General features: G+C 73.7%; 8 protein-coding genes. 6 read left to right on the forward strand and 2 right to left on the reverse strand.

Annotated features, from left to right (window positions below; all coding sequences use genetic code 11):
- Positions 1-439 precede the first annotated feature (439 nt).
- Positions 440-1,783 carry an NAD(P)/FAD-dependent oxidoreductase gene (locus ACZ53N_RS30355; RefSeq protein WP_469144040.1) on the reverse strand — a complete coding sequence of 448 codons (1,344 nt, stop codon included), beginning with the start codon at positions 1,781-1,783 and terminating at the stop codon, positions 440-442.
- A gap of 402 nt (positions 1,784-2,185) precedes the next feature.
- Here ACZ53N_RS30355 and ACZ53N_RS30360 point away from each other — a divergent pair, with 402 nt between their 5' ends.
- On the forward strand, positions 2,186-2,923 hold the full coding sequence (locus tag ACZ53N_RS30360; RefSeq protein WP_469144014.1) for a TetR/AcrR family transcriptional regulator: 738 nt from the start codon (positions 2,186-2,188) through the stop codon (positions 2,921-2,923).
- Between the two features lie 915 nt (positions 2,924-3,838).
- A complete protein-coding gene (locus tag ACZ53N_RS30365) occupies positions 3,839-5,548 on the forward strand; it encodes a sigma-70 family RNA polymerase sigma factor (RefSeq protein WP_469144015.1) in 1,710 nt (569 codons plus the stop codon).
- A 166-nt stretch (positions 5,549-5,714) separates the two neighbouring features.
- Here the strand turns inward: ACZ53N_RS30365 and ACZ53N_RS30370 are convergent, their stop codons facing one another.
- Positions 5,715-7,766: an asparagine synthase-related protein gene (locus ACZ53N_RS30370; protein ID WP_469144041.1), complete on the reverse strand. Its 2,052-nt coding sequence runs from the start codon at positions 7,764-7,766 to the stop codon at positions 5,715-5,717.
- A gap of 962 nt (positions 7,767-8,728) precedes the next feature.
- Between ACZ53N_RS30370 and ACZ53N_RS30375 the strand changes: the two genes are divergently transcribed.
- The 4 genes from ACZ53N_RS30375 (at position 8,729) to ACZ53N_RS30390 (ending at position 14,250) form a co-directional block, all read left to right on the forward strand.
- Positions 8,729-10,237, forward strand: coding sequence for an MFS transporter (locus ACZ53N_RS30375; RefSeq protein WP_469144016.1), 1,509 nt, complete (start codon positions 8,729-8,731; stop codon positions 10,235-10,237).
- A gap of 319 nt (positions 10,238-10,556) precedes the next feature.
- Positions 10,557-11,765, forward strand: a complete 1,209-nt coding sequence (gene lhgO / locus ACZ53N_RS30380) for an L-2-hydroxyglutarate oxidase (RefSeq protein WP_469144017.1) — start codon at positions 10,557-10,559, stop codon at positions 11,763-11,765.
- Between the two features lie 216 nt (positions 11,766-11,981).
- A complete protein-coding gene (trmB, locus tag ACZ53N_RS30385) occupies positions 11,982-12,707 on the forward strand; it encodes a tRNA (guanosine(46)-N7)-methyltransferase TrmB (protein WP_469144042.1) in 726 nt (241 codons plus the stop codon).
- Between the two features lie 205 nt (positions 12,708-12,912).
- On the forward strand, positions 12,913-14,250 hold the full coding sequence (locus ACZ53N_RS30390) for a PrsW family intramembrane metalloprotease (protein WP_469144043.1): 1,338 nt from the start codon (positions 12,913-12,915) through the stop codon (positions 14,248-14,250).
- Positions 14,251-14,293: the final 43 nt, after the last annotated feature.

Here is a 14,293-nt window from a genome sequence, read left to right on the forward strand (position 1 = left end):
GGGTCGCCATCGCCTCCTGGGCCGTCGAGCGCAAGGGTTGATCAATAGGGCGCGGGGGGGGGGGGTTCCCCCCCCCCCCCCCCCCCTCCCCCCCCCCCCACCCCCCCCCCCACCCCCCCCCCCCCCCCCCCCCCCCCCCCCCCCGCCCCACCCCCCCCCCCCCCCCCCCCCCCCCCCCCCCCCCCCCCCTCCCCCCCCCCCCCCCCCCCCCCCCCCCCCCCCCCCCCCCCCCCGCGCCCGGCACGGGGCTGCGATTGGCGGTGCGGGGGCCGGCCCCCGAGGTAAGGCAGCAAACGTCCGAATCCTCATGCTTGTCACTCTTCGCAGGTACGAGCCCACCCATGGTCACATGACCAGTGTGGCCGACCGGACTGACATCCGTGAGACGTCGCGCCCCGAGGGGCAGTTCCCGGCTCCGTGCCGGGCCGTACGGCGCGTCTCAACTCGCCTCCGGATGGCGTCCGGTGCCCGCGGCGAGTTCGAATTCGGCACGGGGGTGTTCCAGCGAGCCGAGCGAGACGATCTCACGTTTGAAGAGGCCCGCGAGGGTCCATTCGGCGAGGACACGCGCCTTGCGGTTGAAGGTGGGGACCCGGCTGAGGTGGTAGGCGCGGTGCATGAACCAGGCGGGGTAGCCCTTGAGCTTCTTGCCGTAGACGTGGGCGACGCCCTTGTGGAGGCCCAGGGAGGCCACGGAGCCGACGTACTTGTGCCGGTATTCCAGGAGGGGTTCGCCGCGCAGGGAGGCGAGCACGTTGCGGGCGAGGACCTTGGCCTGGCGGACGGCGTGCTGGGCGTTGGGCGCGCACTCGGTGCCTGCTTTCCCGGCGGTGAGGTCCGGCACGGCGGCTGCGTCGCCCGCGGCCCAGGCGTGCTCGGCGCCGTCCACCTGGAGGGCCGCGGTGCACTTGATGCGGCCGCGCTCGGTGAGGGGCAGGTCGGTGGCGGCGAGGATCGGGGGCGGCTTGACGCCGGCGGTCCACACGAGCGTGCGGGTGGGGAAGCGGGAGCCGTCGCTGAGCTGGGCGACGCGGTGCTCGCAGGAGTCGAGACGGGTGTCGAGGCGTACGTCGATGTTGCGGGCGCGTAGCTCGCGGACGGCGTATTTGCCCATCTCCTCGCCGACTTCGGGGAGGATCCGGCCGGTGGCCTCGACCAGGATGAACTTCAGATCGTCGGGCTTGAGGTTGTGGTAGTACCGGGCGGCGTAGCGGGCCATGTCCTCCAGCTCGGCGAGCGCTTCCACGCCCGCGTAGCCGCCGCCGACGAAGACGAAGGTCAGGGCGGCGTCGCGGACGGCGGGGTCGCGGGTGGAGGAGGCGATGTCCAGCTGTTCGAGCACGTGGTTGCGCAGGCCGATGGCCTCCTCGACGGTCTTGAAGCCGATGCCGAACTCGGCGAGGCCGGGGACCGGGAGGGTGCGGGAGACGGAGCCCGGGGCGAGGACCAGCTCGTCGTAGTGGAACTCGACGGCGCCGGTGCCCTCCTCGTGGGTGGCGAGCGTCTTGACGGTCGCGGTGCGCTTGGCGTGGTCGATGGCGGTGGCCTCGCCGACGATGACCTGGCATTTGGCCAGGGTGCGGCGGAGGGGGACCACGACGTGCCGCGGCGAGATGGAGCCGGCCGCGGCTTCGGGGAGGAACGGCTGGTAGGTCATGTAGGGCTCGGGATCGATCACCATGATCGTCGCCTCGCCCCGTTTGAGCTTCCGCTGGAGTCGCAGCGCGGTGTACATCCCTACGTAGCCGCCGCCGACAACCAGAATGCGCGCCGGTTCCTTCACCAAGGCCCCTCCTCGCGTGTGGCCCGGCCCGAGGGTCGTCCGGCCGGGGTGCCGGGTGCCCCCGGCCGAGCACAGCTCCTTCCCATGACGCACTGCCGACGAGCGTTTGTCCACAGGCCCGGCGGATTGTGTGACCGGCCGCGGAGCTGATCCCTCCAGGAGGAGTGGCGCATTCCGTGGGGAAAGTGCCCAGGTCAGGGGGGATGCGGTGGGGTGCCGCAGTGGTGCAGAATCGTCAGGGATGGGGGCCGTACTCCAAATGGGGGTGGCCTGTGCGGAACTACCCCCTTCTTTCTTGACCGGGGCTCAACTATGTTCGTACTCCGTCGGGGTGTCGAGACGTGCCCCGGCAGTCAGGGCGGGGAGTCTCCGGGGGGAGACGTCATAACCGGGGGAAGTCTTATGCACATTCAGAGCTCTCATTGGTCGGCTGCTGTCGCGACGCCGGACGGCAATGGTGGCCGCAACACGCCGTTGCGTGTGGATGCTCAGCGCAATCTCGAACATGTTCTGCGGGCGGCTCGCGAGGTCTTCGGCGAGCTGGGGTACGGGGCGCCGATGGAAGACGTGGCGCGTCGGGCCCGGGTGGGTGTGGGGACGGTCTACCGCCGGTTCCCCAGCAAGGACGTCCTCGTTCGGCGGATAGCCGAGGAGGAGACGGCGCGGCTGACCGAGCAGGCGCGGACGGCGCTGGGCCAGGAGGACGAGCCGTGGTCGGCGCTGTCCCGGTTCCTGCGCACGTCGGTGGCCTCGGGCGCCGGGCGGCTGCTGCCGCCGCAGGTGCTGCGCGTCGGCGTCGACGTGGACGCCGAGGAGCCGACGGCACGGGTCCCGCATCAGCGTCAGCCGGGCGCCACGGGAGGCCAGTTGCACGAGCTGCGGCTGGTCGAGCAGCGGCCGGTCGTGGTCGAGGAGCGGGAGGACTCGGGTGCGGCGGCGCTGCTCGAGGTCGTCGGCCGACTGGTCGACCGGGCACGGGCGGCGGGTGAGCTGCGGGCGGATGTGACGGTCGCGGATGTCCTGCTGGTCATAGCCACGGCGGCTCCTTCGCTGCCGGACGCGGCTCAGCAGGCTGCGGCGTCCTCGCGGCTGCTGGACATCCTGCTGGAGGGGCTCCGGTCCCGTCCGGCCGTGGGCTAGTTCTCCGGGTGGTTCTGCTGATTCCGGGTCGGCGCCTGTCGGGGCCGGCTCGGGATCCGCTCGGGGCCGGCCCGGCTTCGGTGGTTCCCGGGGGCTGGTAGGTCTGTCCTCCGTCGGGTCGTTACGGGAAGGGTCAGGCAGTCCGTTCGGGCTGTCGGCCGGTTCTTGCGGCTTCCGTGCCTCCTGCGCACTTGGGGCTCGGGAGTACGCCCGAACGTGGGGGTTGTTCGGAAGGCTGCCTCGTTCGGATGACGGCCAGTGGTCCTGTGTGCGAACTCGCCCCGGACGAGTGGTTGCTGGTCCGGATGGGGTCGTCGCGGTGTGCTGTGTGCCACGCTGGCCGGATGTCCGGGTGTGCCTGCGTGTACGGGAGCCTCCGCTATGGGCGTTGACGGGCGGGACGATCCCCTCGGGGACGAGCGTGCGGGTGCGCTTCCGGCGCGTCATGTGCCCAGTCAACGTGATCCCTCTGCGGTCGGCCGGCCCGTTCCTGGTCCGGCCGCCGCCGACTCGTCGGTCCCTAGGCAGGGTGGTTCCAGCTCTGCTGCTTCCGGCCTTGCCGCTGCCGGCCCGGACACTCCCGCTCCGGAGGCTGCCGGTCCGGACGGGCGACCTGGCGTCCGCTCCTCGCGCGGCCGGTCTCATGGGGCCCCTTCGCACCGGGCGCCCTCGCGTGGCGTTCCGGGGCTCGGTGGCGGTCGTCGTGGCTCCGCCGGGCGCGATACCGGACGGGAGGGCGCTGACCGTGACGCCGACCGTCCGGACGCCGATCCTCGTGACGCCGACCGTCGTGGCGCCTCCGCGGGTGGCTCCGGAACCGGCCCCGGTGGCGGTTCCGGGAGAGGTTTCGACGAGCTCGGCGCGTCGGACGGCGAGGGTGCCGCCCCGCTGTCGGACACCGAGTTGGTGGCGCGGATGCGCGCCGGTGACAGTGGCGCGTACGAGGAGCTGTACCGCCGGCACGCGGACGCGATCCGCCGCTACGCCCGCGGTTGCTGCCGTGACGACCACACCGCCGAAGACCTCACCAACGAGGTCTTCACCAGCACGTTGCAGGCGGTCCGGGGCGGGGCCGGGCCGGATACGGCGGTGCGCGCGTATCTGCTGACCACCGTCCGGCGGGTCGCCGCGGCCTGGGGGAAGACCGCCAAGCGGGAGCAGTTGGTCGAGGACTTCGCGGTCTTCGCCTCGTCGGCTGTCAGGGCGGCCAGGGCGGCGGACGACGACACGCTCGACCTGGGCGCGGATGTGCGGGCCATGCGGGAGGCCGAGGAGTCCATGGCCGTGCAGGCGTTCCGCAGCCTGCCGGCGCGCTGGCAGACGGTGCTGTGGCACACCACGGTCGAGGAGGAGTCGCCGAGCCAGGTCGCCCCGCTGCTCGGACTGACCGCCAACGCGACGGCGGTGCTCGCCCACCGGGCGCGCGAGGGCTTGAAGCAGGCCTATCTGCAGGCCCATGTGAGCACGCAGCTGACCTCGGGTGGCGACTGCGCCCGGTACGCCGACCGGCTCGGCGCGTACGCGCGCGGGGGCCTTCGACTGCGGGCCGAGCGAGGACTGCGCAAACATCTGGAGGACTGCGCGAACTGCCGTACGGCGGCGCTGGAGGTCGCGGACGTCAACGAACGGCTGCGCACGGTGCTGCCGGTCGCGGTCATCGGGTGGTTCGCCGCCGGGTACACGGTCAAGGCCATCGCCGGGCTGGCGGTGGGTGCCGCCGGAGCGGGTACGGCCGCGGGGGCGGGGGTCGCGACCGCCGCGAGCGGGGGCGCGGCGGGTTCCGGCGCGGGCGGCAGCGCGGGGGGCGCGGCCGCGAGCGAGGGGCTGGGGGTGCCCGCGAAGATCGGCATCGCCGCCGGCGCGGTGGCCGCGGCGGGTGCGGTGGTCGCGTACGCGCTGACGGGCAGTTCCCCCGCGCCACCGGAGAAGCCCCGCGCCAAGGCGTCCGCCCCGGCGCTGCCCGCCCCACAGCCGACACCGACGCCCTCACCGTCCTCGCCTCCACCGCCGGACCCGAAGCCGCTGGCCGCCTCCCCCAAGCCCCCGGCCCCCACGCCGGCACCGCCCTCGGCCCCGACGCCGTCACCCTCGCCGTCGCCGGAGCCGAAGCGGCCGGTTCCCGTACCCAGTCCCCCGCCGCGCCCCTCCCCCACCCCTCCGCCGACGCCCAGTCCCCCACCGCCCCTCCCCCCGGCCGTCTACCAGGTCAATCAGCTCGCCTACCGGGGTGTCGGCGACGGCAGGAAACCGGAGGTGCGGCTCCTGGAGAGCAGCTGGCTGTGGCAGCGCCACGGGCTGCGGATCGGCGGCACGACGTACCGCCATGGGGTGAGTGTGCACGCGGCGTCGTCGGTGACCATCGACCTGAACCGTTCCTGTACGTCCTACGACGCCATGGTGGGCGTGGATGACATGACGCTCGGCCTCGGCGCGGTGCGGTTCTCGGTCTACGCGGACGGGCAGCAGCTGTGGAGTTCGGGTGTGGTGCGGGGTGGGGACGCGGCGGTGCCGGTCCACGCGCCGCTGTCGGGCCACCGGACCATCCGGCTGGTCGTCCAACCGCAGTCGCCCGCCGACCGGGTGGCGGTCGCGGACTGGGCGCAGGCCGGGATCAACTGCTCGTAGCCGCGGGCGGCAGGTGCCCACGGCAGGCGGCGCTGGGACGTGGCGACACGTTTGCTCGACCCTGACAAATTTTGATCAGCCCCTGCCCGGGCCCGCCGGGATCACCCGGCCGGCCCTGCCCGCCCGTCCCGCCGGGTCCGCCCGTCCCGCCTGGTCCACCGGCCCCTCACAGGCTCGGTCTCGGCACCACCCCGCCCGCCACCGCCCGCTGCCGGGGCGCCGCCGAGCCCGTCCAGCAGGTGCCGCGCCGCGCGAGCAGGCGGCGTAGCCAGATCTCCGTGGAGACCAGCTCCGCCAGGCCGTCCAGTGGGAGTGCTTCGCCCTCGGCCGCCGCGTGGAGTGCGGCCCGTACGACCCTGGCGTCGATGAGCCCGGCGTCGGCGAGCAGGGGCGCGGCGAAGAGTTCCATGAGCGGCTCCACGGAGGCCCGGAGTCCCGCCCGTGCCGCCGCCGCGTGGGCGGCGTGCGAGGTGGCGCCCCAGCCGGGGGGCAGTTCGCGGATGCCGGAGCCGGCGAGGACGGTACGCAGGACCGAGGCGCGCGCCCCCGGCTGTACCCGGAGGGCCTCGGGGAGCGCGCGGCAGGCCCGTACGACCTGGTTGTCGAGGAAGGGGGCGTGGAGGCGCTGGCTGCGGATCTCCGCGGCCTGTTCGAAGACGCGATGGTCGGCCGCGTGGCGGGCGAGTGCGGCGGCGGCGCGGCGTTCGCCGGGGCGTTGCATGAGTCCTGTCGGCCGCACCGCGGCCGCCTGGAGGCGAACCGATACTTCGGCGAGCGCCTCGCCCGTGAGCCAGCGCGCGGCGGGCCCGGGCCGGCACCAGGTGAGGGCGGCCAGCGAGGCGTCGACGGCACCGACGGCACCGCCCATGGCCGCCTCGTCGGCCTGGTGTGACGCGGCGAAGCCCGGGCGGAGCAGTCGGCGGGCGAGCTCCTCCAGGCCTTCGCAGTAGGACGTGCGGGCCAGTCGGCGGGCGGCGCGGTAGACGGTGAAGGGGACGAAGAGGGACTGCGCGGTGGACCCGTCGGCGCGGGCCAGGGCCGAGACGGGTCTCAGGAGGTGGCGCCGCCGCCGGTCCATCAGCAGGTCGGCCAGGCGGGCGGGGTGCGCGTCCAGCACCTGGCGGGCGCCGTGGCCGACGAGGTGGTCCGCGCTGCCCGCGGCCAGCCGGTACCGGTGCCGCTCGGCGGTGACGAGGGCGGGGCCGGGTTCGTCGGTGAGCGGGCCGCTGGTCAGGTCGGCGTACGGGAGGGCTTCCGGGCCCGCCGCGACGACGATGTGACGCAGCCGGGGGTTGGTGGCGATGGCATGGGCGCGGGCCAGCTCGGCCTCGCGTGGCCGCCCGGCCTCCGCGGCGAGGTCGTTGAAGGTGACGGCGAGGAGCCGCTCGCCCGCGCCCGCGCCGAGGCCCGGGGGTGTACCGGGCATGCCGGGCAGCCCGGCGGCGAGCAGTGCCAGCGTCGCGGAGGCGCTGCCGCCGGAGAGGTCGGCGCCGATCCCGGCGGCCGGGGCGCCGCGCGCGGCTCGGCGCTGTGCCGGTCCCATGCCGGGTACGGGGCCGGGGTCGAGGTCACCGAAGCCGTGCTCGGGGGCGTGGCGGGGGGCGGCGAGCCGGGTCCGTACGGCCTCGACGAGGGCCTCCCGTACGCCCTCGACGGCTTGGTCCGGGGCGAGTTGGGGGGCGGCGATGGCGAGTGAGGCCATGGGTTCGTAGCCGGAGATGTCGCGGGAGCCGTCGCGCAGGATCAGCGCGTGGCCGGGCGGTACGCGGCGTACCCCTTTGTAGGGGGTGCTGTCGCCCAGGGCCTCCGGTGAGTCGGGAAGGGCGAGCAGTGCGGCGAGGTGGCCGACGTCGAGCTGTGCCTCGATGAGGTCGGCGAGGGGCAGGGCGGCGGTGGCGTAGGCCGTGCCGCCGGCCCAGGCGGTGTGGAAGACGGGCCGGGCGCCGGCGAGATCTCCGGCGATGGTGACGCGCCGGCCGACCTGGGCGACGGCGGTGTAGCTGCCGGGCCAGGCAGTGAGGTGTCTCAGGGCGCCGCCGCGGGCGGCGAGCAGGCCCACGCGCAGTTCCTCGTCGCTGGCGCCGCAGCGGCCCAGGACGGCGAGGCGGGTGGCGGAGTCGTCCCGGACGACGCGCACCTCGTCGGGTCTCCAGTCGCCGACGGCCCAGAGGGGGCCGGGGTCACCCCACAGCAGCTGGGCGCCGACGGGGTGGACCATGGGCGCACCCGGGTCGTCGGGGTGATCCGGGCGGCTGGGATGATCAAGGCCCGGGGAGTCGATGCCGGAGTACGCGGCGGTGCGCGGACCGGTCCCGGCGGCGGTGCTGCTCCACCCCACCAACCAGCGCATTGCCGCCTCCACAGGCTGTGGACAACCAACCGATAGCAGTCATCATGCACAGTGAGCCACTGGTTGCGACATCGAAACAGGCAACACATCGGTCGCGTTCCGTCCCCCAACTCGCCTGATAGCGGGGTGAAGTGGCGTGCCCGTCACCTCTCCCGTGGCGTGCGTGCGGATTCATGCTGCCACGGGGGAGTGACACCGACCGGGATCGACGTCCCGGAGTCGGGCGGCGTGGCGCACCTGGGGCGGCAGAGGGCGAGCCGGGGCGGGAGCAGCATCCCCGGCACGCACGCGTGGGCGCAGGTAACGGCCTGACGCGCGCGTGGAGTTGGCGAGGGCCCGGATCGCGTGAGCGACAGCGCGAACACCGCCCGGGAGGCATCACGCGCGGCCACGGAAGCCTCAACAGCCGGGCATACGCTCGAATCCGGCCAAACTCCGACCGTCCGCTTCAAGGGGGCGCACTCGCGCAGTGCTTCCGCTCGTACGTCCCCGAACGTCACAGTCCGGGAGGCGCTGACCGCCTCCCGGACCGTTCCGCCGCCCGCGGGGAATGAGGCGGCGGCTTCCCCCAGCCCACTGGATCCAGTACAGCGGGCCAACCCACGCATGTTCCATGGAAGCGCTCCCGCAATGGCCCGGACCAGAGCGCACGGGTGGGCGCACGGCCACACACAACCGGAGCACGTGCCCCTCAATGCACGTACATGCGGACCAGAATCTCGCCATCCGGGACAACGCCCCTTAACGGTCGGGATGCGGGGAACTACGCTGGGTTTACGAATGCCCCGTGCCTATGCCGGGGCGGGCGTCACTGTTGTCGAGGGGTGCGCATGTCCAGGGAGCCACGCGGGCCGAACGAGAAGCTGGGCACTGTCCTCGCCCTCGCAGGGATCAGCAACGCCGGTCTCGCGCGCAGGGTCAACGACCTCGGTGCGCAGCGGGGATTGACGCTTCGCTACGACAAGACGTCGGTCGCCAGGTGGGTCTCCAAGGGAATGGTGCCGCAGGGCGCCGCGCCGCACCTGATCGCCGCCGCGATCGCCGGCAAGCTCGGCCGACCGGTGCCGTTGCACGAGATCGGTCTCGCGGACGCCGACCCCGCGCCCGAGGTCGGGCTCTCCTTCCCGCGCGATGTCGGCCAGGCGGTGCGCTCCGCCACGGAGCTCTACAGGCTGGATCTCGCCGGTCGGCGGGGCGGAGGCGGCATTTGGCAGAGCCTGGCGGGATCGTTCGCCGTCAGCGCGTACGCCACGCCCGCGTCCCGCTGGCTGATATCCCCCACCGACGCCTCGGTCGCACGCGAGGTCCCGGCCGCGGCCAAGGACGGTGAGGCGTCCGCGAACGGCTCCGGGAGCGCCAACGGCAACGGCACCTCGGGGGGCGGCGGCCACGCCGCCGGCAGTGCGGACAGTGGCTTACCGCAGCGGGTGGGGCACAGCGATGTGGCCAAGCTGCGGGAGGCGGCGGACGATGCCCGGCGCTGGGATTCCAAGTACGGGGGCGGTGACTGGCGTTCGTCGATGGTCCCGGAGTGCCTGCGGGTGGACGCGGCGCCCCTGTTGCTCGGTTCGTACAGCGACGAGGTGGGGCGCGCCCTGTTCGGGGCCACCGCCGAACTGACCCGGCTCGCCGGATGGATGGCCTTCGACACCGGCCAGCAGGAGGCGGCGCAGCGCTACTACATCCAGGCGCTGCGGCTGGCCCGCGCGGCGGCCGACGTTCCGCTGGGCGGCTATGTGCTGGCCTCGATGAGCCTCCAGGCCACGTACCGCGGCTTCGCCGACGAGGGCGTGGATCTCGCCCAGGCGGCCCTGGAGCGCAACCGCGGCCTGGCCACCGCCCGCACGATGAGCTTCTTCCGTCTGGTCGAGGCACGCGCACAGGCGAAGGCGGGGGACGCCCAGGCCTGTGCGGCGGCGCTCAAGGCCGCCGAGGGCTGGCTGGAGCGGGCGCGCTCGGGCGACGCGGATCCGCCGTGGCTGGGCTTCCACTCCCAGGAGCGCTTCGCTGCGGATGCCGCCGAGTGCTACCGCGATCTGCGGATGCCCCGGCAGGTCCAGCGCTTCACCGAGCAGGCGCTGGCCCGGCCGACCGAGGAGTTCGTGCGCTCGCACGGGCTGCGGCTGGTGGTGTCGGCGGTCGCGGAGCTGGAGTCGGGCAATCTGGACGCGGCGTGCGCGGCGGGGACGCGGGCGGTGGAGGTCGCGGGGCGGATCTCCTCGGCGCGGACGACCGAGTACGTGCGGGACCTGCTGCACCGGCTGGAGCCGTACGGGGACGAGCCGCGCGTCGTCGAGCTGCGGGAGCGGGCGCGGCCGCTGCTGGTGGCGCCGGCGTGACGGCGGCGTGATGGCGGCGTGACGGTGGTGGCGGCGTGACGGTGGCGGCTCCGGCCGTGGGGCGGTGAGGGTCCGGCGCCGTGGGCACCGGCCCGGGGCCCGGGAGTCCGGACTCCGCGGTTCCGGTCGGCCCGACTACTGGGGCAAATCTGGCAATCCCCGCTGGTGAAGCCCCTCATCCGCTCGGGTTTCGGGCCGTTGTCAGTGGCGCAGGTCATGATGGGGACCGTGGGTGAGGCGCTGAGGGTGCCGAGTGTTCCGGTGCCGGCTGTTCCAGGGAGCGTGCCGGCTGTCCCGGGGAGCGCGGGGAGGTGACGTGGTGACGGCGTACGACTGCGATGTGCTGGTGGTCGGGGGCGGGATCGTGGGGCTGTCCACGGCGTACGCGATCACGCGGGCCGCGCCCGGCACGAGCGTCATCGTGCTGGAGAAGGAGTCCGGGCTCGCGCGCCACCAGACCGGCCGCAACAGCGGGGTGATCCACAGCGGGATCTATTACCGCCCGGGGTCGTTCAAGGCGCGGTTCGCGGTGCAGGGCGCGGCGGAGATGGTGAAGTTCTGCGCCGAGTACGACCTGCCGCACGAGGTGACGGGCAAGCTGATCGTCGCCACGGACCACGCGGAGCTGCCGAGGCTGCACGCCCTGGCCCAGCGCGGCCGGGAGAACGGCATCCCCGTGCGGGAGCTGGGCCGCGCCCAGATAGCGGAGTACGAGCCGCGGGTGCGCGGCATCGGCGCCATCCACGTCGGCACCACGGGCGTGTGCGACTACGGCGCGGTGGCCGCCCGGCTGGCCGGCCTGGCCCAGGACGCCGGGGCGTCGGTGCGTTACGGGGCCGAGGTGCGGGTCGTCGGTCGGCGTCCCGGGGCGGTCGCGGTGCGTACGGCGGGGGGCGAGGTGCTGCGCGCCCGGGTGCTGGTCAATTGCGCGGGCCTGTACAGCGACCGGGTGGCCCGGCTGGCGGGCGACGAGCCGGGCATGCGGATCGTCCCGTTCCGTGGGGAGTACTTCGAGCTGGCCCCGTCCCGCGCGGACCTGGTGCGCGGTCTGGTCTATCCCGTCCCGGACCCGGCGTTCCCCTTCCTCGGCGTCCATCTCACCCGCGGCATCGACGGCACCGTCCACCTGGGGCCGAACGCGGTCCCGGCCCTGGCCCGCGAGGGGTACGCCCGGGGGACCGTGCACCCCGGCGAGCTGGCGGGGACGCTGGCCTACCCCGGCTCCTGGCGCATAGCCCGCCGCCACTGGCGGTACGGCGCGGGCGAGGTGCGGCGCTCGCTGTCCAAGCGCGCGTTCGCGAACGAGGTGCGCAGACTGCTGCCGGACGTGACCGAGGCCGACCTGATACCGGCCCCGGCGGGGGTGCGGGCCCAGGCGGTCCTGCGGGACGGCACGCTGGTGGACGACTTCCTGTTCGCGGAGTCGCACCGGATGGTGCATGTGCTGAACGCACCCTCACCGGCGGCGACGGCGTCGCTGCCGATCGGCCGGGAGGTGGCGCGGAGGGCGTTGGCGGCGATGGGGTGAGAGGTGATCGTCGGGCTGATGGTCGATAACCCCCGCCGGGCCGCCCGCGCCGGCTCGCCCGCACGGCGAGAACCCTTGGCCCACCCGCCCCCTGCCTGCCCCTGTCCCGACACTTTCCGCCGTCCGCCCCACCCCCCGTAGAATCGAACCACTGTGTCCGAGAACCTCACCTCCCCAGAAGCCGAAGCCCAGCCCGGTCGTGACCGGCGCGAGCCGATGTTCCCCGGTGGCCCCGCCGCCGACCCGGCGGGCTCGCACCACGAACGTCGCATCCGTTCGTTCCAGCCGCGCCGCAGCCGGGTGACCACCGGCCAGGGTGAAGCACTGCGCCGTCTGTGGTCGCGGTGGGGCCTGGACATCGACGGCCTGCGCCCCCTCGACCTCGGCGAGCTGTTCGGGGACCCGAACCTGCCGGTCGTCCTGGAGATCGGCTTCGGCATGGGCGAGGCCACGGCCCAGATGGCGGCGGCCGACCCCGGCACCGGCATCCTGGCCTGCGACGTGCACACCCCCGGCCAGGGCAACCTGCTCGGCCTGGCCGAGCGGAACGGCCTGGAGAACGTCCGGGTGGCGAACGGCGACGCGATCATCCTGCTCCGCGAGATGCTCGCCCCCGACTCCCTCGCCGGCATCCGCGTCTACTTCCCGGACCCGTGGCCGAAGGCGCGGCACCACAAGCGCCGCCTGATCCAGCCGGAGTTTCTCGCGCTCGCCGCGACGCGCCTCGCGCCCGGTGCGCTGCTGCACTGCGCGACCGACTGGGAGCCGTACGCCGAGCAGATGCTGGAGGTCCTCACCGCCAGCCCCGACTTCGAGAACACCCAGCCCGACGGCGGTTTCGCGCCCCGACCCGAATTCCGTCCGCTGACGCGGTTCGAGGGCCAGGGCCTGGACAAGGGCCACGTCGTGCACGACCTGCTGTTCCGCCGCAAGGCGTCGTAGGCACGGGCGGGCGGGGGCCGCCGGGGCCTGGCGTAAGCGCCCAGGCGGCCCTGACCTGCAAAAACATCAAACGGTACGGAACGGCACGATCGAGACGATCATGCCGTCGGGACGGGCGGAAAACCGTCCGCTCCCCACTCCACCCCTTCGTTAGGGTCATCGAGTGCACGAGTCCCCGTCCCCACAGCAGTCGCTTCCCGGGCCCATGCCGGCCTACGGGCAGCAGTCGTACGCTCGGCCGGTGCCGGCCTACGAACAGCAGCCGAGCTTCGCCGCCGTACCCGCCCCGGCGCGCTGGCGCTACAAGCCGCGCCGCGCCCTGTGGGACAACAAGGCGGTACGCGCGGGGGCGGTGATGCTGCTGCTCGCGCTGTGCGGCCTGATCATCCTGGCGCTCGTGCGCGAGCAGACCGGCACCGAGGGCTTCCTGGTGGGCCTCGGCCTCGCCGTGCTGCCCGTCCCCCTGCTCATAGCAGCGTTCCGCTGGATGGACCGCGTCGAGCCCAAGCCCTGGCGGAACCTGATCTTCGCCTTCGCCTGGGGCGCGTGCGCGGCCACCCTCGTCGCCCTGCTGGCGAACACCTTCGCCACCAAGTGGCTCGTGAACACCATCGACGTCTCTCAGCGCGCCGACGCCTGGGGCGCCACCTTCGTCGCACCGGTGGTGGAGGAGAGCGCCAAAGCCGCCGCGATCCTGCTGCTCTTCGTCTTCCGGCGCCGCGACTTCAACGGCATCGTCGACGGCGTCGTGATCGCCGGTCTCACCGCCACCGGCTTCGCCTTCACCGAGAACATCCTCTACCTCGGCAACGCCTTCGCCTCCGACCAGAGCTTCGGGCACTCCGGGCTGGGGTCGACGACGGTGGCGACGTTCTTCATGCGCGTCCTGATGTCGCCGTTCGCCCACCCGCTCTTCACCTCGATGACGGGCCTCGGCTTCGGCATAGCCGCGACCTTCGGCCCCCGCCGACCCGTCCTGCGCGTCGTCATCCCCATCGCCGCGCTGCTGACCGCGATGGTCCTGCACGGCGTCTGGAACGGCTCGGCCACCCTCGGCGGCCTCGCCTTCCTCGCGGTCTACGCCCTCTTCATGGTCCCGGTCTTCGGCGTCCTGACCTGGCTGACCATCTGGTCCCGCCAGAACGAGCTGCGCACCGTCCGCGCCCACCTCCCCGCCTACCAGGCCGCCGGCTGGCTCACCCCGCCCGAGCCCGTGGCCCTGTCCTCCATGCGCGCCCGGGGCATAGCCCGCGACGTGGCCCGCCGCCACGGCGGCAAGCCCGCGGCCCACGCGGTCGCCGAGTACATCTCCTTCGCGACGTCGCTGGCCTTCCTCCGCCAACGCGCCTACCGCGGCACGGCAGGCCCGGACTTCACCGCCCGCGAGCAGGAACTCCTCCACCACCTCTGGCAACGCAAGCACGTAGCCCAACCGGCACTGGCGAGCGCGGCGACGACGGTCCCGATGCCGTTCGTGCCCCCGCCGAGCCCGTGGGTGGGTGGGTACCCGGGGTACCCACAGCAGCCGGGCCGACGTTTCTGAAGCGCATCGGCATGCGTTCCACCTTCTCCACCACCCCCGGGTG

The sequence above is a fragment of the Streptomyces sp. NPDC033229 genome, from assembly GCF_055576875.1.